18 protein-coding genes are annotated in these 20922 nt (G+C 70.7%); 9 read left to right on the forward strand and 9 right to left on the reverse strand.

The window, feature by feature from the left end:
• Positions 1–5: 5 nt before the first annotated feature.
• Genes ABD369_RS18875 through ABD369_RS18895 form a run of 5 tightly spaced genes read right to left on the reverse strand, consistent with a single transcriptional unit; the run spans position 6 to position 4126 of the window.
• Positions 6–158 (reverse strand): heterodisulfide reductase-related iron-sulfur binding cluster, encoded by a 153-nt coding sequence (locus ABD369_RS18875; protein WP_425557661.1) that lies wholly within the window; start codon positions 156–158, stop codon positions 6–8.
• On the reverse strand, positions 149–1153 hold the full coding sequence (locus tag ABD369_RS18880) for an aldo/keto reductase (protein WP_344637608.1): 1005 nt from the start codon (positions 1151–1153) through the stop codon (positions 149–151). The genes ABD369_RS18875 and ABD369_RS18880 overlap by 10 nt, the downstream gene beginning before the upstream one ends.
• An 11-nt stretch (positions 1154–1164) precedes the next feature.
• Positions 1165–1923, reverse strand: a complete 759-nt coding sequence (locus ABD369_RS18885) for an SDR family NAD(P)-dependent oxidoreductase (protein WP_344637609.1) — start codon at positions 1921–1923, stop codon at positions 1165–1167.
• Positions 1920–3263 (reverse strand): L-fuconate dehydratase, encoded by a 1344-nt coding sequence (locus ABD369_RS18890; protein WP_344637610.1) that lies wholly within the window; start codon positions 3261–3263, stop codon positions 1920–1922. Before ABD369_RS18890 ends, ABD369_RS18885 begins: the two co-directional genes overlap by 4 nt.
• A gap of 11 nt (positions 3264–3274) precedes the next feature.
• Entirely contained in the window at positions 3275–4126 is an 852-nt protein-coding gene (locus ABD369_RS18895) for a fumarylacetoacetate hydrolase family protein (protein WP_344637611.1), read from the reverse strand.
• A 508-nt stretch (positions 4127–4634) separates the two neighbouring features.
• Here ABD369_RS18895 and ABD369_RS18900 point away from each other — a divergent pair.
• The 6 genes from ABD369_RS18900 to ABD369_RS18925 all read left to right on the forward strand — a co-directional run bounded on the left by ABD369_RS18900 (position 4635) and on the right by ABD369_RS18925 (position 11726).
• Complete coding sequence (locus ABD369_RS18900) at positions 4635–5681, forward strand: sugar ABC transporter substrate-binding protein (protein ID WP_344637612.1); 1047 nt, start codon at positions 4635–4637, stop codon at positions 5679–5681.
• 94 nt (positions 5682–5775) lie between these two features.
• Positions 5776–7329 carry a sugar ABC transporter ATP-binding protein gene (locus ABD369_RS18905; protein ID WP_344637613.1) on the forward strand — a complete coding sequence of 518 codons (1554 nt, stop codon included), beginning with the start codon at positions 5776–5778 and terminating at the stop codon, positions 7327–7329.
• Positions 7316–8341: an ABC transporter permease gene (locus tag ABD369_RS18910; RefSeq protein ID WP_344637614.1), complete on the forward strand. Its 1026-nt coding sequence runs from the start codon at positions 7316–7318 to the stop codon at positions 8339–8341. Before ABD369_RS18905 ends, ABD369_RS18910 begins: the two co-directional genes overlap by 14 nt.
• A gap of 136 nt (positions 8342–8477) precedes the next feature.
• Positions 8478–9224 carry a FadR/GntR family transcriptional regulator gene (locus ABD369_RS18915; protein ID WP_344637615.1) on the forward strand — a complete coding sequence of 249 codons (747 nt, stop codon included), beginning with the start codon at positions 8478–8480 and terminating at the stop codon, positions 9222–9224.
• Positions 9225–9239: 15 nt separating this feature from the next.
• Positions 9240–10292 (forward strand): sugar ABC transporter substrate-binding protein, encoded by a 1053-nt coding sequence (locus ABD369_RS18920; protein WP_344637616.1) that lies wholly within the window; start codon positions 9240–9242, stop codon positions 10290–10292.
• A gap of 129 nt (positions 10293–10421) precedes the next feature.
• Complete coding sequence (locus ABD369_RS18925; protein ID WP_344637617.1) at positions 10422–11726, forward strand: aminotransferase class I/II-fold pyridoxal phosphate-dependent enzyme; 1305 nt, start codon at positions 10422–10424, stop codon at positions 11724–11726.
• Between the two features lie 208 nt (positions 11727–11934).
• Here ABD369_RS18925 and ABD369_RS18930 read toward each other — a convergent pair whose 3' ends face one another.
• The 4 genes from ABD369_RS18930 to ABD369_RS18945 form a co-directional block, all read right to left on the reverse strand.
• Positions 11935–12630 (reverse strand): maleylpyruvate isomerase family mycothiol-dependent enzyme, encoded by a 696-nt coding sequence (locus ABD369_RS18930; RefSeq protein ID WP_344637618.1) that lies wholly within the window; start codon positions 12628–12630, stop codon positions 11935–11937.
• Positions 12631–12767: 137 nt separating this feature from the next.
• Positions 12768–13688: a glycosyl hydrolase family 18 protein gene (locus tag ABD369_RS18935; protein WP_344637720.1), complete on the reverse strand. Its 921-nt coding sequence runs from the start codon at positions 13686–13688 to the stop codon at positions 12768–12770.
• Between the two features lie 707 nt (positions 13689–14395).
• Positions 14396–15292, reverse strand: a complete 897-nt coding sequence (locus tag ABD369_RS18940) for a diacylglycerol kinase (protein ID WP_344637619.1) — start codon at positions 15290–15292, stop codon at positions 14396–14398.
• Between the two features lie 102 nt (positions 15293–15394).
• Positions 15395–17023 (reverse strand): FAD-binding oxidoreductase, encoded by a 1629-nt coding sequence (locus ABD369_RS18945; protein ID WP_425557662.1) that lies wholly within the window; start codon positions 17021–17023, stop codon positions 15395–15397.
• 20 nt (positions 17024–17043) lie between these two features.
• Between ABD369_RS18945 and ABD369_RS18950 the strand changes: the two genes are divergently transcribed.
• The 3 genes from ABD369_RS18950 to ABD369_RS18960 all read left to right on the forward strand — a co-directional run bounded on the left by ABD369_RS18950 (position 17044) and on the right by ABD369_RS18960 (position 20908).
• Positions 17044–17622, forward strand: coding sequence for a TetR/AcrR family transcriptional regulator (locus ABD369_RS18950; protein WP_344637620.1), 579 nt, complete (start codon positions 17044–17046; stop codon positions 17620–17622).
• Entirely contained in the window at positions 17619–19157 is a 1539-nt protein-coding gene (locus ABD369_RS18955; RefSeq protein ID WP_344637621.1) for a glycerol-3-phosphate dehydrogenase/oxidase, read from the forward strand. The genes ABD369_RS18950 and ABD369_RS18955 overlap by 4 nt, the downstream gene beginning before the upstream one ends.
• 704 nt (positions 19158–19861) lie before the next feature.
• The gene (locus tag ABD369_RS18960) at positions 19862–20908 is read left to right on the forward strand and encodes a substrate-binding domain-containing protein (RefSeq protein ID WP_344637622.1); all 1047 of its coding nucleotides are present in this window, start codon (positions 19862–19864) and stop codon (positions 20906–20908) included.
• Positions 20909–20922 lie beyond the last annotated feature (14 nt).

Raw genomic sequence — 20922 nt, forward strand, 5'->3', positions numbered from 1 at the left:
GGACGCTAGCCGGTGTCGAAGTGCGCCTGGCCGCAGCAGGTCTGCTCCGGTGGGAACTCCACGCTGTGGCCGAGCCGTTCCAGCAGGCTGACGACGGCTCGGCCGGTGCCGGGGAAGAAGGTGTCGTTGAAACGGGTGATGAAGAGCGCTACACGCATGGGGGCCGGCTTCCCTTCGGGAGGGGCAGGTGGTCGGGCAGCAGACCGGTGGCCACCAGCCGCTGCCAGAGCGCATCCGGGATGTCCAGATCCAGCAGTCGGGCGGCGTCGGTGATCTCCTCGGCCGAGCGGGCTCCGATCAGCGCGCTCGCGACGGCCTTCGGGGCCAGCGCGAAACGGACCGCGGCAGCCCGCAGCGGCACGCCGTACTGCTCGCAGACGGCCTGCATCCGCAGCGCCCGCTGGAGCAGTTCCGGCGGGGCGGCGGCGTAGTCGAAGGTGGCTCCGGGCTTGGGATCGGCCAGCACACCGGAGTTGAAGACGCCGCCGACGATGACACGGACGCCGCGCCGGGCGGCTTCCGGCAGCAGCTCGGCCATCGCGCCCTGGTCGAGCAGGGTGTACCGCCCGGCCAGCAGTACGGCGTCGACGTCCGTGTCGCGCACGAAGCGGGTCAGCATCCGGGCCTGGTTCATCCCGACGCCGATCGCACCCACCACGCCTTCGGCGCGCAGCCGTTCCAGGGCCGGGTAGGCCTGGCCGATGGCCTCGGCGAAGTGGTCGTCGGGGTCGTGCAGATGGACGATGTCCACCCGGTCCAGTCCCAGCCGCTCCAGGCTGGCCTCCAGGCTGCGCCGGACGCCGTCGGGGGTGAAGTCCCACACCCGGCGGTGGGTCGCGGGCACGGCGAAGCCGTTGGCGAGGTCGTCGCCGGCCGGGTCGGGGAGGGGTTCGAGCAGCCTGCCGACCTTGGTGGCGACGGTGTACTCCGCGCGCGGGCGGCCGCGGAGGGCGGCGCCCAGGCGGCGCTCGGAGAGGCCGAGACCGTAGTGGGGAGCGGTGTCGAAGGAGCGGATGCCGGCCGCCCAGGCGGCGTCCACCGCCCGGGCGGCGGCCTCGTCCGTCACCGGGGTGAAGAGGTTGCCGATCCCGGCGGCGCCGAAGGACAGCCGGGTGACGGCCGGGGTGCTGCGGCCGAGCCTGACTCGGTGCACGGCGGCGCTCCTCACCGGGCGGCCGGTCGCAGCCGCAGGCCGGCCATGCCGCCGTCCACCGCGAGTGCGGTGCCGGTGACCGAGGACGCGGTGGGCGAGGCCAGGTAGGCGATGGCGGCGGCCACCTCCTCGGCGGTGACCAGGCGGCCGTGCGGCTGGCGGGCTTCGAGCGCGGCGCGTTCGGCCCGCGGGTCGTCCGCGGCGCCGAGCAGGCGGCCGATCCAGGGGGTGTCCACCGTACCGGGGTTGACGCAGTTGACCCGGATGCCCTCGCCGATGTGGTCGGCCGCCATGGCGAGGGTCAGGGACAGCACGGCGCCCTTGCTCGCCGAGTACAGTGCGCGCTGCGGCAGGCCGGCGGTGGCGGCGATCGAGCAGGTGTTGACCACCGAGGCGTGGGCCGATCGCCGCAGGTGCGGCAGGGCGGCGCGGGTGGTCCGGACGATGCCGAGCACATTGACGTCCAGGACGCGGTGCCACTGGTCGTCGGGGTTGTCCTCGACCGTTCCGGCGGCGCCGATACCGGCGTTGTTGACCAGGATGTCGAGGCCGCCCAGGTCCGCTGCCGCCCGCTCGACGGCCGTGCGGACCGAGGTGTCGTCGCTGACGTCGGCGAAGTAGCCGGCCAGCGGCTCGTTCACGGCCTTCGGGTCGAGGTCGAGCACGGCGACCCGGGCACCGCGCCCGGCGAGCAGTCGCGCGGTGGCCAGGCCGATGCCGGAGGCCCCGCCGGTGACCAGTGCGGCAAGCCCGTCGAGTTCGCATTTCATGCCGGAACCTCCGTGTTCTGCTGCTGTGCCAGGTCCGCTACCCAGAAGTCTCCCTGCGGATAGCGGTAGGTGTCGATCGAGGCTCGGTGCATGGCCGCGGAGAACCCCGGTGCGGTGGGGGCCCGGTAGTGGCCGTCGTCGATCACCACCGGGTCCACGAAGTGCTGGTGGAGGTGGTCGACGAACTCGATGACACGGTCCTCGGTGGTGCCGGAGAGCGCCACGTAGTCGAACATCGAGAGGTGCTGGACGAGTTCGCACAGTCCCACGCCGCCCGCGTGGGGGCAGACCGGGACGCCGTACTTGGCCGCGAGCAGCAGGATGGCGAGGTTCTCGTTCACACCGCCGACCCGCGCCGCGTCCAGTTGCAGCACGTCGATGGCGCCGGCCTGCAGCAACTGCTTGAAGATGATGCGGTTCTGCACGTGCTCGCCGGTGGCCACCCGGATCGGGGCGACCCGCTCGCGGACGGTCGCATGGCCCAGCACGTCGTCCGGGCTGGTGGGTTCCTCGATCCAGTAGGGGTCGAACTCCGCCAGGGCGTTGGTCCAGCTGATCGCCTCGGCCACGTTCCAGCGCTGGTTGGCGTCGATCGCCATCCGGATGTCAGGACCGATGGCGGCGCGGGCGACCCGGCAGCGGCGGATGTCGTCCGCCAGGTCGGCGCCGACCTTCAGCTTGATCTGCCGGAAGCCGTCCGCGACCGCCTCGTGGGCGAGCCGGGTGAGCTTCTCGTCGGAGTAGCCGAGCCAGCCAGGCGACGTGGTGTAGGCCGGGTATCCGCGCCGCAGCAGCTCGGCCGCCCGGTCGGCGGAGCCCTCCTTGCCACGCCGCAGCAGGTGGAGGGCCTCGTCCGGGCTGAGCGCGTCGGCGATGTAGCGGAAGTCGACTTGGGAGAGCAGCCATTCGGGTTCGGCGTCGGCGAGCAGTCGCCACAGCGGCTTGCCCTCGCGCTTGGCCGCGAGATCCCACACCGCGTTGACCACGGCGCCGATCGCCATGTGCATCACGCCCTTCTCCGGGCCGAGCCAGCGCAGTTGGCTGTCACCGACCAGATCGCGGTGCAGCGAGGCCGGATCCGCGCAGACCTCGGCGACCGAGCGCCCGACGACGTGCTCGCGCAGTGCCTGGATGGCGGCCACCTGGACGTCGTTGCCGCGGCCGATGGTGAAGGTGAAGCCGTGGCCCTCCGGGCCGTCGGCCGACGTACGCAGTACCAGGTAGGCGGCGGAGTAGTCGGGATCGGGGTTCATCGCGTCGGAGCCGTCCAGCTCACGCGAGGTGGGGAAGCGGATGTCGTAAGTGTCCACTGCGACGATCCGCGTGGTGTCTGTGGCCAACTCGGTTCCTCTCACGCGTTGCTGAGGATCTGTCGCTGCGCGCCGAGGCGGTCGATCGACAACTCGACGGTGTCGCCCGCGCGCAGGTAGGGGGTGTCCACAAGCCCCAGGGCCACCCCGGCCGGAGTGCCCGTGTTGATGACGTCGCCCGGGTTCAGCACCATGTACCGGCTCAGGTAGTGGATCAGGAAAGCCACCTCGAAGACCATGTTCTTGGTGTTGCCGTCCTGGCGCCGCACTCCGTTGACGTCCAGCCGCAGGCCGAGCGCCTGGGGGTCACCGACCTCATCCGGCGTCACCAGCCACGGGCCGAGCGGGTTGAAGGTCTCGCAGGACTTGCCGAGGTCCCACTGGCCCGAGTACTCCAGCTGGAACTCGCGCTCCGAGACGTCGTTGCTGATCGCGTAGCCCGCGATGCACTCCGCCGCCCCGGCCGGATCCGTCAGGTAGCGGGCGGTGCGGCCGATGACGACGGCAAGTTCGACCTCCCAGTCGGTCTTCACCGAGCCGCGGGGGATCAGCACGCCGTCGTCGGGGCCGACCACCGTGGACGGGTCCTTCATGAAGACCACCGGACGCTCGGGGACGGGCGCGCCCGTCTCCTCGGCGTGGTCGCGGTAGTTGAGGCCGATGCAGACCACCTTGCCGGGACGGGCGATCGGGGCCCCGATCCGTCGGCCCCCGGGCTCGATCGCGGGCAGCCAGCCCTCGGCGAGGGCCCGGCGCACCCGTGTGACGCCGCCGCCGGCGAGAAAGGCCCCGTCGATGTCGTCAGTGACGGTCGAGAGGGCGAAGGTCCGGCCGTCCTCGTCCTGGACGGCCGGCACCTCCTCGCCCGGGGCACCGATGCGCAGCAGCTTCATGGTCAGGCCTCTCGGTCGGGAGGGAGCGGAACTCCGCGTCATACATCGGATGACTTGAAGGTGGCTTGAACCATATGAGTGGGTAGGTCCGAGCGCAACAAGTCCTCCGACGATTCCTGGACGCACGTCGAAGTCGGATCGGGAAGGTGTGCTTCAGTGCTGAACGCCTGGAGACTAGCGGAGAGTTGGATAGTCGCGAAATCCAAATGTCACGGTTTGGAATCGTCCGAGGTCTGTACTTGTCGAGCGATCGTCAGGACTCGTAGTCTCCTCGTGCCCGCACCCATCCGACGATTCTCGAAGAGTCGGAGAGGCTGGGACTCGCGGTCCGGGCTCCCCTGACCCGGACCGCCGAGCAGGTGCCGGCCTACCCGGGACGAGGGCCCCCGGAGGCGGCCGGCACCTGCGTGCCCTCCGGCGGGTGGGGCCGAGTGCCCCTTTCCACCGTGCCGAACGCTTCTCTTCTCGCCCCCGTCGGCGTCTCGGCCACACCCAAGGAGACCTCACGATGAAGCTTCGCACCTCCCAGACCGTGGCAGCGGCCGTCTCGGTGCTCCTGCTGGCGGCATCCGCCACCGCCTGCAACCGCGGGTCGTCGTCCGACGCCGCCTCAGGTGGCAAGCCGGCCATCGGCATCGATCTCCCGCGCGCGGACTCCGACTTCTGGAACTCCTACGCCCAGTACGTGAAGCAGGGCGCCGCCGCACAGGGCCTCAACACCCTTCCGGTCAGCAACTCGCAGAACGACGTGACCAAGCTGGTCGCCAACGTCCAGGTCTTCGAGAACACCGGTGCCAAGGCCGTGGTCATGGCCCCCCAGGACACCGGCGCCATCGCCTCCACCCTGGACACCCTCGCGGCGAAGAAGATCCCGGTGATCAGCGTCGACACCCGCCCCGACACCGGCAAGGTCTACATGGTGGTCCGCGCGGACAACAAGGCGTACGGCACCAAGGCGTGCGAGTTCCTGGGCAAGCAGCTCGGCGGCAAGGGGAAGGTCGCCGAACTCCAGGGCGCGCTCGACTCGATCAACGGCCGCGACCGCTCCGAGGCCTTCGCCGCCTGCATGAAGAGCGAGTTCCCCGGCATCCAGGTGATCGAGCTCGCGACCGACTGGAAGGGCGACGTGGCCTCGGCCAAGCTGCAGAGCACGCTCGCCGCCAACCCGGACCTGAACGGCGTCTACATGCAGGCCGGCGGTGTCTTCCTGCAGCCCACGCTCGCCCTCCTCCAGCAGAAGGGCCTGCTCAAGCCGGCAGGGGAGAGCGGCCACATCGCCATCGTCTCCAACGACGGCATCCCGCAGGAGTACGACGCGATCCGCAAGGGCGACATCGACGCCACCGTCTCCCAGCCCGCCGACCTGTACGCCAAGTACGCGCTCTCCTACGCGCAGGCCGCCACCGAGGGCAAGACGTTCCAGGCCGGCCCCACCGACCACGACTCGACCATCATCTCCCTGCCCAACGGCCTCGAGGACCAGCTCCCGGCGCCCCTGGTCACCAAGGACAACGTCGACGACAAGGCCCTGTGGGGCAACAACCTCGGCAAGTGACCCAGGACCACCGGTGAACGGCGGATCCGTCCGGCCGCTGCCCACGCGGCCCGCACCGCCGCCCGCCGAATCACCCAGCGGAAAGGACCCCGCCATGGCGGACCCAAGTCCTCCCAAGAGCCCTGTCGTCGAGGCCGATGGAATCAGCAAGCGCTTCGGCGCCACCATCGCGCTGAGCGACGCCCGCATCGCGGTCGCCCCCGGCGAGTCGCACGCCCTGGTCGGCCGCAACGGTGCGGGCAAGTCCACCCTCGTCTCCATCCTCACCGGCCTGCAGACCGCCGACACCGGCACCCTGCGCTTCGACGGCGAACCGGCCCCCGCCCACGGCGACACCGATGCCTGGCGTGCCAAAGTCGCCTGCGTCTACCAGCGTTCCACGATCATCCCCGCGCTGACCGTCGCCGAGAACCTCTTCCTCGACCGCCAGAGCAGCGGCGGCCTCCGCCCCATCAGCTGGCGGCGGCTGCGCCGCAGCGCCACCGAACTGCTCACCGAGTACGGCGTCGAGGTCGACCCGACGGCGCGCGCCGAGGATCTGACGGTCGAACAGCGGCAGTTCGTCGAGATCGCCCGGGCGCTGTCCTTCGGCGCCCGGTTCATCATCCTGGACGAGCCCACCGCGAAACTCGACGCCCGGGGCATCGAGCGGCTGTTCACCAAGCTCCGGGAGCTCCAGGACCAAGGCGTCGCCTTCCTGTTCATCTCGCACCACCTCAAGGAGATCTACGATCTCTGCAGCACGATCACCGTCTACCGCGACGCCCGGCACATCGTCACCGCGCCGGTCGCCGAACTCGACCAGCACGCCCTGGTCGAGGCGATGACCGGCGAGCGGACCCGCACGTCCGCGGCCGACCGGGACGTCACCGAACCGGTGTCCACTGACGCACCGGCGCTGCTGGAGATCGAGAACCTGACCCTGCCCGGCTTCTACCAGGACGTCGAGCTGACCGCCCGGGCCGGTGAGGTCGTCGGCCTCGCCGGGGCCGCGGCCAGCGGCAACGTCCAACTCGGTGAGACCGTCGCCGGCCTGCACCGCCCGCACGGCGGCCGGATCACCGTGGCCGGCCGGCCCGTCCGCACCGGCAAGGTCCCCGCGGCGCTCGCCGCCGGCGTCGGCTTCGTGCCCGAGGACCGGCACGTCCAGGGCCTGGTCCCGCAGCGCAGCGTCGCCGAGAACGCCACGCTCACCGTCACCGACCAGCTCGGCCCGTGCGGCACGGTGCTGCCCTCACGCACCCGGGCCTTCGCCCAGCGCATGATCGCCGACCTCGACATCAAGACCCCCGGGCCGGCCACCCCGGTGTCGGCGCTGTCCGGCGGCAACCAGCAGAAGGTGGTCATCGCCCGCGCCCTGGCGACCCGACCGCACGTCCTGGTCGCCATCCGACCCACCAACGGCGTCGACATCAAGTCCAAGGAATCCCTGCTCGGCACCGTCCGCCAGGTCGCCGACGAAGGGAACACGGCCCTGATCGTCTCCGACGAACTCGACGACCTGCGGGTCTGTGACCGCGTCGTGGCCATGTTCCACGGCCGGGTCGTAGCGGAGCTCGACCGCGGCTGGAGTGACGAACAGTTGGTCGCCGCGATGGAAGGCGTGGCCGACCTACCCGACACGAAGGAAGGCCATGGCCACCACTGACTTCACCGAGCACAGCGCCGTCACCGCGGGGCCGGACGGCCGCCGGTTCGACCTCGCCCGCTACCGCGACCTGTCCCTGCTGCCGGTCCTCGTGGTGCTCGGCATCATCGGCTTCGCCGTCTCCCCGGCCTTCCTCACCGCCGACAACCTCCTGGGCGTCGGCCAGCAGGCCACCGAGCTCAGCCTGCTGGTCCTCGCCGAGGCGATGATCCTGATCACCGGCCGGATGGACCTCTCCCTGGAGTCCACCATCGGCGTGGCGCCGGTCATCGCGGTCTGGCTCGTACTGCCGGATCACGGCGCCCGGTTCAACGGACTCGGGCTCTTCCCCGGATGGGCCGCCATCCCGCTCTGTCTGTTCGTCGGGGCCCTGATCGGCGCCGTCAACGGCTTCCTGATCCTCAAACTACGCCTCAACGGCTTCATCGTCACCCTCGGCGGGCTCACCCTGCTGCGAGGTCTTCAGGTCGCCGTCTCCCAGGGGCAGTCGATCGTCAACGTCCCCGGCTCGTTCCGGTACCTGGGCAGCGCCTCCTGGTTGGGCGCTCCCGCGGCCATCTGGATCTGCGCCGTGCTCTTCCTGCTCGCAGGCTCCGCGCTGGCCTGGCTGCGGCACGGCCGGGCACTGTACGCGATCGGCGGCAACGCCGAGGCGGCGCGCGCCGCCGGGATCCGGGTGGACAAGATCACCTGGGTTGTCCTCATCCTCGGCAGCCTGCTCGCGGCCTTCGCCGGCATCCTCTACACCGGGCACTACGGTTCCATCTCCGCCGACCAGGGCAACGGCTGGATCTTCCAGGTCTTCGCCGCCACCGTCATCGGCGGCGTCAGCCTCAACGGGGGGCGCGGCACTCTCTTCGGTGCGCTCACCGGCGTGCTGACCCTTCAGCTGGTGGTCAACGTCATGACCCTGGCCGGTGTGCCGCCGCTGTGGAACCAGTTCCTCAACGGCGTGATCATCATCCTCGCGCTGATCGTCTCCCGGTTCGCCTCCGGTGAGAAGCAGGAGTAGCGCTCTCAGTCGAGGACCGCTGTCCGGATTCCCAGGCCGCGCGGCGCGGCAGCCCGGGGCCCTCACCGCGGGCGGCGCGCCGCCGGCCCGTCCGTGCCCGTCCGTCGTCCGACCCCGCCGACCAGGAGTTCCAGCCATGAGCGGATATCCAAGCCCCGGTGCCCGGAAAGCGGCCCCGACCGCGGTGACCGATCTGGCGATCGAAAAGATCAAGAAGATGATCGTCTCCGGCACGCTCGCCCCCGGTTCCCGGCTGCCGAACGAGGCCGACTTCGCCGAGCAGCTGGGACTGTCACGCAACTCCCTCCGCGAGGCGGTCCGAGCGCTGACCGCCATGCGCATCCTGGTCCCGAAGCAGGGCGCCGGCACCTACGTCTCCAGTCTGGAGCCACATCTGCTGATGGAAGCGATGGCCTTCGCCGCCGACGTCTCGAACGGCGACAGCGCCCGGCAACTCCTCCAGGTGAGACGGCTGTTGGAACCACAGGCGGTGGCACAGGCGGCCGGCTGCCTGACGCCGGAGCAACTGGCCGTCCTCGAGGGGACCCTTGAGCGCTCGGCGGGGGAGGTCAGCGTCGAGCGTTTCGTCGAGCTGGACATCGAGTTCCACCGCATCATCGTGGACTCCGTCGGCAACCCGGTGCTGTCCACGCTGCTGGGGATCCTGTCCACCCACACCCAGCGGCTGCGCATCGCGCGGGGCACCCACGACGCCCCTGCCCGCGCCCGGGCGCACCGGGAGCACCAGGCCATCCTGAGCGCGCTCGCCGCCCGCGACGCCCAACTGGCCGCCTGCGTGGCGGCCGTGCACATCGCAGCCGTGGAGGAGTGGCTGGACCGCAGCACTGCCACCGTTCCTCCCACGACACCACCTCACTCGTAGCGAAGGGTCAGAACAATGCACTACCGCAAGCCCCGGGCCACGGTCGCCGGTGCGGCAGCCGGAGCAGTCCTGGTCGCCGGGACACTGACCGGCTGTTCGGGCCACTCCTCCGGTGCCGGAGCCCGGGACGCGGGAGCGGCCATCGGTGTCGATCTCCCCCGGGACGACTCCGACTTCTGGAAGTCGTACGCCCAGTACCTGAAGGCGGGCGTCGCCGAACAGGGGTTGGACAGCGTCCAGATCACCGAGTCCCACAATGACGACGCACAACTGAAGTCCAACCTCCAGAAGTTCGAGAAGGACCACGTGAAGGCCGTGGCGATCGCGCCGCAGTCGACGCAGAACACCGAGGCGCTCTTCTTCGACCTCTTCTCCCACCGGATCAACGCGGTCAGCGTCGACACCGAACCCGAGCACGGCGAGGTGTACATGGTGGTCCGGGCGGACAACGTCGCGTACGGCACCAAGGCCTGCGAGTTCCTGGGCAAGCAGCTCGGCGGCAAGGGGAAGGTCGCCGAACTCCAGGGCGCGCTCAGTTCGATCAACGGGTACGAACGGAGCCGAGGCTTCGCCACCTGCATGAAGAAGCAGTTCCCCGGCATCCAGGTGATCGAGCTCGCCACCGACTGGAAGGGCGACGTGGCCTCGGCCAAGCTGCAGAGCACGCTCGCCGCCAACCCGGACCTGAAGGGCGTCTACATGCAGGCCGGCGGTGTCTTCCTGCAGCCGACCCTCACCCTCCTCCAGCAGAAGGGCCTGCTCAAGCCGGCCGGGCAGAGCGGCCACATCGCCATCGTCTCCAACGACGGCATCCCGCAGGAGCTCGACGCGATCCGCAGGGGCGACATCGACGCCACCGTCTCCCAGCCCGCCGACCTGTACGCCAAGTACGCCCTGTACTACGCGCAGGCGGCCGCCGAGAACAAGTCCTTCCACACCGGGCCCACCGACCACGACTCGACCATCATCTCCCTTCCCAACGGCATGGAGGACCGCCTTCCGGCACCCCTGGTCACCAAGGACAACGTCGACGACAAGACGCTGTGGGGAAACCACATCGTCAAGTGACCCGGCGCGTGCGTGGCCGGCTCCGGCCATGACGGGGGACACGCCGGCGGCTCGATGACGCGTAACCTCTGCGGAGGTGCGGCGGTTGTCCCATAGTCCGACCGACTTATGGTCTGAGGGGAAGCCGTCATGGCCCGTGTGCCGTACCAGAGTTCCGCCGACACCGCGGAGAGGCTGATCGCCGAGGCGATGCGGCAGGGCACCAGCCATCTGACGACCGGGCTCGACGCGCCACCGGGCAGGTACCTGCGGATCGGGGGCAGGGATCTGGTCAACTTCGGTACCTGCGGCTACCTCTCGCTGGAGCAGGACGAGCGGATCCGGCGCGGCGCCGTCGATGCGGTCGAGCGCTTCGGTGTTCAGTTCTCGATCTCCCGGTCGTACGTGGCTTCCGGGCTGAACCTCGAACTCGAGGCGCTGCTCCGGGAGATCTACGCGGATCACCCCGTGCTGGTGTACTCCTCGACGTCGCTGTGCCACATCTCCGTGCTGCCGGCGCTGCTCGAGGCCGGCGACCGCGCCGTGCTGGACCAGCAGGTCCACTTCAGTGTCCAGACGGCCGCGCAACTCGTTCGGCAGCAGGGGGTCGGGCTCGCGATGGTGCGGCACGGCGACCTGGACGCGCTCGAACGGCGACTGCGGCGCGCGCAGGCAGCCGGTGAGCGGGTCTGGTACCTGATCGACGGCGTGTACTCGATGTTCGGCGACGTCGCACCGATCGAGGACCTCGCCCGGCTGATGGAGGTGTACCCATCGCTGCACCTCTACATCGACGACGCGCACGGCATGAGCTGGTACGGGCGGCACGGTGCGGGCTACGTCTTCGAGAAGCTCGGCCGGCGCCTGAGCGAGCGCGTGGTGCTGATCACGACGCTCGCCAAGGGGTTCGGGACGATCGGCGGCGTTGCGGTGTTCCCCACCGAGCAGTTGTCCGGCAGGGTCCGGATCAACGGGGGACCACTGATGTACTCGCACCCGCTGCCACCCCCGATGCTGGGTGCGGCGATCGCCTCGGCGCGGATCCATCTCTCCGATCGCATCGAGGACCTGCAGGCGGAACTGGCTGAGCGTCGGGACTACTGCAACGAACTCCTCGCCGCCGCCGGCCTGCCCGTCGTCTCCGACCCCCGTACCCCGATCTACTTCATCGGACTCGGTGAGCCCGAGGTGAGTTACGGCATGGTGCGGCGCATGCTCGACGCGGGTTTCTACGTGAACCAGTCGTCCTTCCCCGTCGTTCCCCTCAAGAAGTCGGGCCTGCGCTTCACCCTCACCCGGCATGTCGACCGTGATCACATCCGGGGACTGGTCGAGGCCGTGGCACACCATCTGCCGCAGGCACTCCGGGAGGCCGGCCGCACGATGGCCGACGTCCGGGCCGCCTTCGGGTGCATGTTGCCCGAGGCCGGTGCGGCACCGGTCCGGACGGGTTGACCGGCGGTCAGGGAACCAGGACGGGTCGAGCCCGTCGTCCTACCGGACCGCAGGTACCCGCGCAGGCGCCACGGCCTGCGCGGGTGCGAGTACGGGGCAGGACCTCGAACTCCCCGGCGGCAGCAGGATCGTGGGGTGAGCGTCCGATCAACTCGCCGTCCTGGCGACGGGACCGCCGAGGGCGTCGTCGGAACTCCGTTCGCGGGGGTCAGGGGGTCAGGGTTCGCTCCAGGATCCGCCGCCCGGCCCGCTGGTCTCCTTCCCAGGCGAAGGTCTCGCCGTCGACCGGCATCCGGTTCCACAGCAGGAGCAGGAGGTGTTCCGCCGGCGCGGCGAGCGTGGCCACCGGCGATCCGGGCCCGTAGGTCCACGAGGCGCCGCTGTCCGTCGCCTCGAGCCGCAGAGCGCTCTCGGGTGCGAGGGCACGGCCCCGGGACACCAGCAGGGGCGCCATCGTGTCGAAGACCTCGGCGACACCCTCGCCCGCCAGCTCGACGTCCATCGGCCGGTGGGTGCCCACCGCGTGCTCGGCGTCCCAGCGGTGGACGAGCGTCTCCATGCAGCGGCGCCGCTGCCAGAAGCCGACCGTGTGCGGCGGATAGAACGTCCAGGCGGCGGTGTCGGGGGCGGTGTCCAGCGCCTTCAGCAAGGTCGCGGACGAGGCCTCGAACCATTCCACCAGCGCGGACCGCTCCCGCGGCGCCGCCGGCGGCTTGAAGTCCCCACGCCCCTCGGTGGCAGCGATGGCCGCCCACAGGTTCGACCCGCCCATGTGCTCGGCCAGGTCGTGCAACGTCCAGTCGCCGCAGTGCTCGACCGGCGCCGACAGCTCGCCGTCGACGAGAGTTTTCTGAAAGTAAGTCAGTTCCCGGCGCAGGTGCAGGAGAAGAGATTTGGGTTCCATGCCACGAATCTACTCGGGGCCGCTGACAGCCGGGAGAGTGCGGTACCCGGGGTGGCCACGCGCACGGACCGGGCCGCCGGAACGACGGAGAGCCCTGGGCCGGGCCCAGGGCTCTCCGCTCGTGCGGTGAACGTCCGTCAGACACCTGCCGTCTCGTACTTGCCGTGCGGTTGCCAGGTGTTGACGTCCGTGCCCGGCGTGATGGCCTGGTCGGGCCTGATGTTGTAGGCCGCCGTGTGGAGCTCGCCCTGGTGGGTGACCATGGTGCCGGTTTCGTACGCGAGGCCCTCCTGCCAGGGCTTCGCACCGTTGGGGTGGAGTCTGGCCGGCAGTTTGCAGGTGCGGAGCTCACGCCACGGGGATCCGCCTCCGCCGTCCTTGCTGCCCGGTGCGGTTCCCTTGGTCCAGTACTGCCCCCGCCACATCTTGCCGGCGTGGCTGACCACGCTGGGCTTGCCGTAGACGTAGTCCGTTCTCCACTCGGGAGCGGTGCAGGCGTCCTTCAACGGCGGCGGGGTCGGCGGCTGCCGGCCGTCGAGCGCGGCGCGGATGTGCTCGGAGAGGATGGCGGTGCTCTTGTCGTCACCCTCCAGCGAGTAGGACATCGCGCCGGCGAGACCTTGCTCCTTGGCGAACTCGGCCTTCCGGTAGGCCGCCATCGGGTCGTCGAAGGTCCAGAAGATCCTCTTGTCCGGGTTGAACAGCCACGCCACGCCGTTGGCGTCGTCCCGGTGGACCTGGTACCCCTGCTGAGCAAGGGGGGCGAGGGTGCGGTAGTCGTTGACGCCCACCGCGTACTTGGCGCCGTTGGCCTTGGACACCGCTCCGCTCGCCTGCTGGAACAGCCCGTTCTTCGCGGTGCTCTGCACGCCCTCCCAGCCGCGGCCGTAGAACGGCACGCCCACGAGGAGCTTCTTCTTCGGTGCGCCCGCGTCGGTCCAGGCCTTGACGGCCGCCTCCACGGAGAGCCTCCGCGGGCTCGGGTCCTCGGGGACGCTGTGCAGGGCCGACTGATGGTTGGTCACGCAGGCGCCGGGGCAGTCGGAGGGGCCGTGCAGGTCGTATCCTCAGCTGGTTGAAGTTGCCCTTGAGGTGCTTCTCGTCGTTCCACCCGGGGTCGGCCACCCCGTCCACGGACTCGGCGGCGCTGAACGGCCTGATCCAGTCGGCGTCAGCGTCCCCGACATCGATGGAGCCGTCGGCGTGGTCGGGGTTGGTGTTCGGCACGGTCGCCGCGAAGCACCTGTAGCCGCGATACCGTTCGGTGTCCGACGAGATGTTCGCGAAGGCGTAGTTGAGGATCGTCAACTTCTTCGCCGTATTGTTGACGTCCAGGTCCTTGAGGAAGAACTTCCGGTCGTAGATCGACCACTGCGGGAAGTAACCGGCGTATTCGAGTCCGGCCAACGTGAAGCCTCCAGCTTCCAGGCACGCCGCATTCATACGGGTACGTAGGAAGTCGAGCGCGGAGGGTGCTGGGCTCGCAACTTATGGTCACTGTGCGTGACATGCGGCCGACGTGCGGCGCTGCTTGAGCCGCTGCGGGCTTCCGCCAGGGATGGATGTCGATCGGCATGCGGACCGCAGTGCGGCGCGATCGGGCTCCGGGAGCCACCAGGGAGCCACCGGCAGGCGTCAGACGGGCACCTGCAGCCGTCAGGGCCACGCAAGCGGTACGTGTGTCGGCAAGGTCCAGCAAGGGAAGGGCCGGCGGAGCCGCGTGCGAGCCCTGACGGCTGCCGGCCGGTCGAGCGCGTGCTCGGGCTCAGGCCGGGACGATGACCCCGAGCGCGCGCGGGGCGATGCTCACCTCGACGGGCAGGCGGGCGATGAACTCCCCGTCGGCGTACGCACTGATCCCGGGGCACTCGATCCGCAGCGTGGCACTCCGAACGGTGTGCACCTCCCCGTGCTCGACGTGGGTGCCCTTGAACACGGTCGGGAAGAACCGCACCAGTTTCAGCCGCGGCATCGCGCCCACCATGGTGACGTCGAACAGGCCGTCGGTGTGGTCCGCGCCCGGGCAGATCAGCATTCCGCCGCCGTAGCTGCGGGTGTTGCCGACCGCGGCGAGGGTGAGCGGACGCTCGATCACCGTGCCGTCGTCCAGCGTGATCCGGAACGGTAGTGGCCGCAGGTTCGCCAACTCGGCGACCATGGCGAGGTTGTAGCGGCTCCGGCCGCGCGGCCACGCCATCCGGTTGGCCCGGTCGGTGACCAGCGAGTCGAAGCCGGCGGCGAGCACCGAGCCGAAGTAGCGGCTGGTGCCGTCCTCGGCGTCGATCCGGCCGAGGTCGACGGTGGCGACGTGCCCCGCGGCTATCACGTCGGCCGCCGACTCCGGGTCGCCGATCGGCACGCCGTACTCGCGGGCCTGGTCGTTGCCCGTGCCAGCCGGGAGCATGCCGAGCGGTACGCCGCTGCCGGCCAGTGCCTGCAGGGCCAGGTGGATCATGCCGTCGCCGCCGACCGCCACCAACGCGTCCACGCCGCGGGCGACCGTCTCGCGGGCGAGGCGGAGCGCGTCCGCCGGGGAGGCGCCGGCGATGTTCAGCACCTCGATGCCGTGCTCCCGGAGCCGGGCGGCGGCCCGTGCCGCCGCCCGCTCGGCATGGCCACCGCCGGCGGCCGGGTTGGACAGCAGTACCACCTGGCGGTTCATGCCCCCGCCCCTCGCTTCGCTCGGCGGTGGCTTCGCCACGCGTCCCTGCCTCTGATTCGCTCGCTCATGCGCACCCCCAAGTCGCGGGCCGACAGCCCGGGTTCACGGAATCAGCTTGCCAGGGTTGAGGATCCCGGCCGGGTCGACGGCGTCCTTGACGGCCCGCAGGATGCGCACACCCACCTCGCCGATCTCCTGGTCCAGCCACGGGCGGTGGTCGGCGCCGACCGCGTGGTGGTGGGTGATGGTGCCGCCGTTCGCCATGATCGCGTCGCAGGCGGCCCGCTTGACGCCGGTCCACTGGGCGATCGCGTCGCCCCGCTGGGCGGCGACCACGGTGAAGTACAGCGAGGCGCCGGTCGGGTAGACGTGCGAGATGTGGCACATCACCATCGACTCGGTGCCGCTCGCCCGCAGCGAGCTCTGCAGGGACTCGGTCACCGCGGACTTGAGCCGGCCGAGGTTGGCCCAGTTGGTCGCAGTCTCCAGCGTCTCGCACAGCGCACCGGCGGCGAGCAGCGAGTCGCGCAGGTACGGTGCGTCGAACCGGCCGTGCTCCCAAGCCTCGGCGGGCTCGGCGCCGAGCGAGGTGCCGCCGGCGGCGAGCAGCGCGGTACGGGTCGCCTCGTGCCGGGCGGCGACCTGCTCGGCGGTGCCCTCGAAGACCGTGACCGCCAGGCAACCGCCGGTGACCTGGCTGCCGCCGATCTTGTCCGTCATGGCCAGGTTGACGAAGGTCTCGGACTCGTCCGAGAGCCGGATCACGGTCGGTCCGGTGCCCTGCTGCTCGACGGCGCGCAGCGCGGCCGCGCCGGTGGCGAAGTCCGGGAAGCTCCAGGCCTCGTGGGCCTTGGCGGCGGGCAACGGGTGGACACGCAGACGGACGGCGGTGATCACGCCGAAGGCGCCCTCGGAGCCGAGGAACAGCTCGCGCAGGTCCGGCCCGGCCGCGGACGCGGGTGCGCGGCCGAGGTCCACGGTGCCGGCCGGGGTGATCGCGCGCAGGCCGCGGACCATCTCGTCGAAGCGGCCGTGACCGGCGGAGTCCTGGCCGGAGGATCGGGTGGCGGCGAAGCCTCCGATGGTCGCGTAGCGGAAGCTCTGCGGGTAGTGGCCGAGTTCGAAGCCGCGGGTGGCGAGCAGCTCCTCGGCCTGCGGGCCGGTCAGGCCGGCGCCGAGCACGGCCTCACCGGAGACCTCGTCCAGTTCGTGCAGTCGGTCGAAGCGGCGCAGGTCGAGCGAGATGACGGCGGTGAAACCGCTGCGGTCCGGGTCGACGCCGCCCACCACGCTGGTGCCGCCGCCGAACGGGACGACCGCGATCCGGCGCTCGGTGCACAGCGCCAGGACGGCCGCGATCTCCTCCTCGCTGCCGGGCAGGACCACGGCGTCCGGCGCGTCCTGCGGCTCACGGCTCTTGCGGCGCAGCAGGTCCAGGGTGGACTTGCCGCCGGAGCGCGGCAGCCGGTCGGCGTCCGCCGTGCTCAGCCACGACTCCCCGACTATCGCGGACAGGGCCCTCCGGTCATCTTCGGCCAACTCCGATGACCGGAGCGCAGTCTGATCCAGCGTCAGCTCATCGGCGCCCTCTCCGGAGACGCCGAGTGCGGCGGCCAGCAGCCCCTTGACGTCGTCCGGCAGCGGCTTGGCGCGGGCCGGGTCACCCCAGGCATCCCACTTCATCGGGGGGAGCGGCAGGGCCGCGGGATTCGACTGCGTTTCAGGTGCCATGCGTTACAGTATTACGCATAATGTCAAGTCGTAACGATGAGCCCCGCAGCACCGACGACGCGATCCTGGACGCCGCCGCCGACCTGATCGTCCAACTCGGTGTCCAGCGCACCCAGCTCGCCGAGATCGCCCGCCGCGCCGGAGTCAGCCGTCCCACCGTGTACCGGCGCTGGGCCGACGTACGTGCGGTGATCGCTGCACTGCTGACCCGCGAGATCGCCGCCACCTACCGCCAGGTCGTGCCCGCCGGGGACGACCGGGAGTCCTTCGTGGCCGGGGTGGTCGAGGTCGCCGTCCGGCTGCGCGACCACCCGGTGCTCGGCGCGCTGCTGCACTCCGACTCGGACACGCTGTTCGAGTACGTCTTCGACCGCCTCGGCACCAGCCAGTACCGGCTGCTCGACGCCCTGCGCACCGGGATCGAGGCCGGTCAGCGGCACGGCTCGATCCGGGCCGGCGAGCCGACCGAACTGGCCGCGATGGTGCTGCTCATCGCCCAGTCCACCGTCCAGTCCCACCGCATGGTTGCGCAGCTGCTCCCCGAGCACGCCTGGCGCCGTGAACTGGCCACCGCCCTGAACGGATACCTCGCACCATGACCGCACCCAGCACCATCCTCGACCCGCGGCGCCGTGCCGCGGACCTGGCCGCGCTCGCCGACGGCGCAGACATCGACGTACTCGTCATCGGCGGCGGCGTCACCGGCGCGGGCGTCGCGCTCGACGCCGCCTCCCGGGGCCTGAAGACCGTCCTGGTCGAGGCACAGGACCTCGCCTTCGGCACCAGCCGCTGGAGCTCCAAGCTGGTGCACGGCGGCCTGCGCTACCTGGCCTCCGGTCGGGTCGGGGTGGCCCGGGAGAGTGCCGTCGAGCGCGGCATCCTGATGACCCGGACGGCACCCCACCTGATCCGGGCGCTGCCCCAACTGGTGCCGCTGTTGCCCTCGGTGAGCCGGGCCCAGGCCGCACTGGTGCACGTCGGGTTCCTGGCCGGCGACGCACTGCGCCTCAGCGCCGGCACGCCCTCGCGGCTGCTGCCGCGGGTACGCCGGATCGGCGCGGCCGAAACCGCCCGGCTGGTGCCCTCGGTTCGCACCGACGGCCTCGGCGGCGCGCTGGTCGCACACGACGGACAGCTGATCGACGACGCCCGCCTGGTGCTCGCCATCGCCCGCACGGCCGCCCAGTACGGCGCCCGGGTGCTCACCCGGGTACGTGCCGAGGACGTCACCGGGACGTCGGCCCGGCTCACCGAGACGCTCGGCGGCGAGTCCTTCACCGTCTCCGCCCGCGCGGTGGTCAACGCCACCGGCGTCTGGGCCGGCGAGGTGGACTCCTCGATCCGGCTGCGGCCCAGCCGCGGCACCCACCTGGTCTTCGACGCCGCGGCGTTCGGCCACCCGACCGCCGCGCTGACCGTCCCGGTGCCCGGCTCCACCAGCCGGTTCGTCTTCGCGCTGCCGCAGCAGCTGGGCCGGGTGGTGCTCGGACTGACCGATGAGGACGCGCCCGGTCCGATCCCGGACGAGCCCCGCCCGACCGAGGGCGAGATCGACTTCCTGCTGCGGACCGTCAACACGGCCCTGAACACCGAGCTGACCCGGGCCGACGTCCGCGGCGCCTTCGCCGGGCTGCGACCGCTGATCGACGCCGGTGGCGGCAACACCGCCGACATCTCCCGCCAGCACGCCGTCCTGGAGGCGCCGTCCGGGGTGATCACCGTGGTCGGCGGCAAGCTCACCACCTACCGGCGGATGGCCCAGGACACCATGGACAAGGCGGTGCGCATCCGCGGCCTGGCCGCCGGTCCGTGCCGCACCGACCGGCTGCCGCTGGTCGGAGCCCCCGCGCACCGGGAGAGCCAGCCGACCAACGGTCTGCCCGCCTCCCTGGTGGCCCGGCACGGTGGCGCGGCCCGGGTCGTCGTCGACTCCGCGAGCGTCGACCGCCCGATGGAGCCGATCGCCGAGGGCATCGACGTCACCCGCGCGGAGATCGAGTACGCCATCACCCACGAGGGAGCGCTCGACCTGGCGGACGTCCTCGACCGCCGCACCCGCATCGGCCTCGTCCCGGCGGACGCGGGCCGCGCACGTGAGGCCGTCGAGGAGATCCTCATGGCGCAGGAGCTCTGAGCGGACGTCCGTCGATCGCGCTGTCGTTCCATCGGACGCGGTCGGTGGGACGCGGGAGGTGCCCCGGGGTTGCCGTCAACCCCGGGGCAGTTCTTTTTCACGGCTTCCCGGTGGTGTCCGAGGCGGCCGGCCGGGTGGGGGAGGGGAGCAACCGGAGCGCCGGCGGCCGAAGCGCGCCGACGCCTTCGGCACAGACTGCCGGCCGGATGGGGGAAGTGGCCGGCGATTGCTCGGCTGACTCCGCAGCCCTCCAGGCGCCGGGCGGGAGCGTAGGCCCGACTTCCAACACTAATCAACAGCCTGGCATCAAAACCAACGTCATCGGCCACTGGCGTTGCGGCCTCGGTGCCAGGCATCTCGCAGCGGGTGTCGAGCGCAGGGTCGTGGTGTGGCCGCCGCTGGGCGTGGCGCCAACTCGCCGCATCCCCGGGGTGCCTCCCAGTGCTGTCCCCGGTCCCCAGGGGTTCCGCGCAGGCTCCGCATGAGCGTGTGGACACCAGTTCTATCAACTCCCCTGCCCGCGGAGGATGCTGAGTGGGCGTAACGAGACGGTTTCGAAACCACCCAGTTGGGTTCGAAGGCTTGACTCGGGTCTGAACTGGGCGTTTCCTTTTGCTTCATCGCGTTTGATCGCGATGCTTTCTGATCGGTTGTGTTGCTTCTAGTTCTAGCCGATCGGTCCAACACCCTCAGGAGCCCCCAGCATGCACCCCTCCCTCCGTAGCCGCCTCGCCCCGACTGCCGCGTTGAGCCTGGCCACCGTCCTCGGTCTGACCGCGTGTTCCACCGGACAGACGTCGTCCGGCGCCGATGCGTCGGTGGCGCCGGTGTCCGGCAAGATCTCGATCACCTATCTGCAGAAGCAGGGGGACCAGCAGTACTTCGTGGACGAGGCCGCAGAGGCGAAGGCCAAGGCCGCTGAGCTGGGTGCCGACCTGAAGGTCGTGAACCTCGGTAATGACGCGAACAAGACGGTCAGTGAGGTGCAGTCGGCGATCGCGCAGAAGAGCAACGGTCTGATCATCGTGGTGCCGGACCCGGCGGTCGGCCCGCAGGTGGTCCAGACGGCCCGGGACGCGAAGGCCGCGCTGCTCACCTCCGACGACCAGGTCTGCGCGAGCGGGCCGTCCCCGGCGCAGTGCGCCGCGTCCGACCTGGTGCCCCGGATCGGCTTCTCCGGCCAGCAGATGGGCCAGCAGGTCGGCCAACGCGCCGCGGAGGAGTTCAAGAAGGCCGGCTGGAACCCGGCGGACACCCGGATCATCTCCGGATGGAAGCAGGACGTCACCGTCTGCGGTGACCGGGTGAAGGCCGCGAAGGACGCCTTCGACCAGGCCGTGCCGGGCGTGCAGAACATCGACGTCGCGACCGACAACACCCCGACCGGCGCGCAGGACAAGGTCGCCGCCACCATCACCGCCAACCCGGGCGTCAAGCACTGGGTGGCATGGGGCTGCAACGACGAGAACGTCCAGGGTGCCGTGACCGCCCTGCAGAACGCCGGGGTGAGCCCCAACGACATCGACGGCGTCGGCCTGGGTGCCTACCTGGCGTGCAAGGACTGGGCGTCCGGCAAGCCGTCGGGCATGAAGGCCGCCCTGTTCATCAACGGCAAGGACGTCGGCGCCCTGGCGGTGCAGACCATGTACGACAAGCTCAAGAACGGCAAGGACTTCCCCAAGGAGGCCTTCGCCCCGACCAAGATGGTCGACGCCACCACCTGGCAGTCCGCGGGCGTGTCCTGCAGCTGATGCCGCGTCGAGCC

Source organism: Kitasatospora cystarginea, assembly GCF_039533515.1.
Taxonomy (GTDB): Bacteria; Actinomycetota; Actinomycetes; order Streptomycetales; family Streptomycetaceae; genus Kitasatospora; species Kitasatospora cystarginea.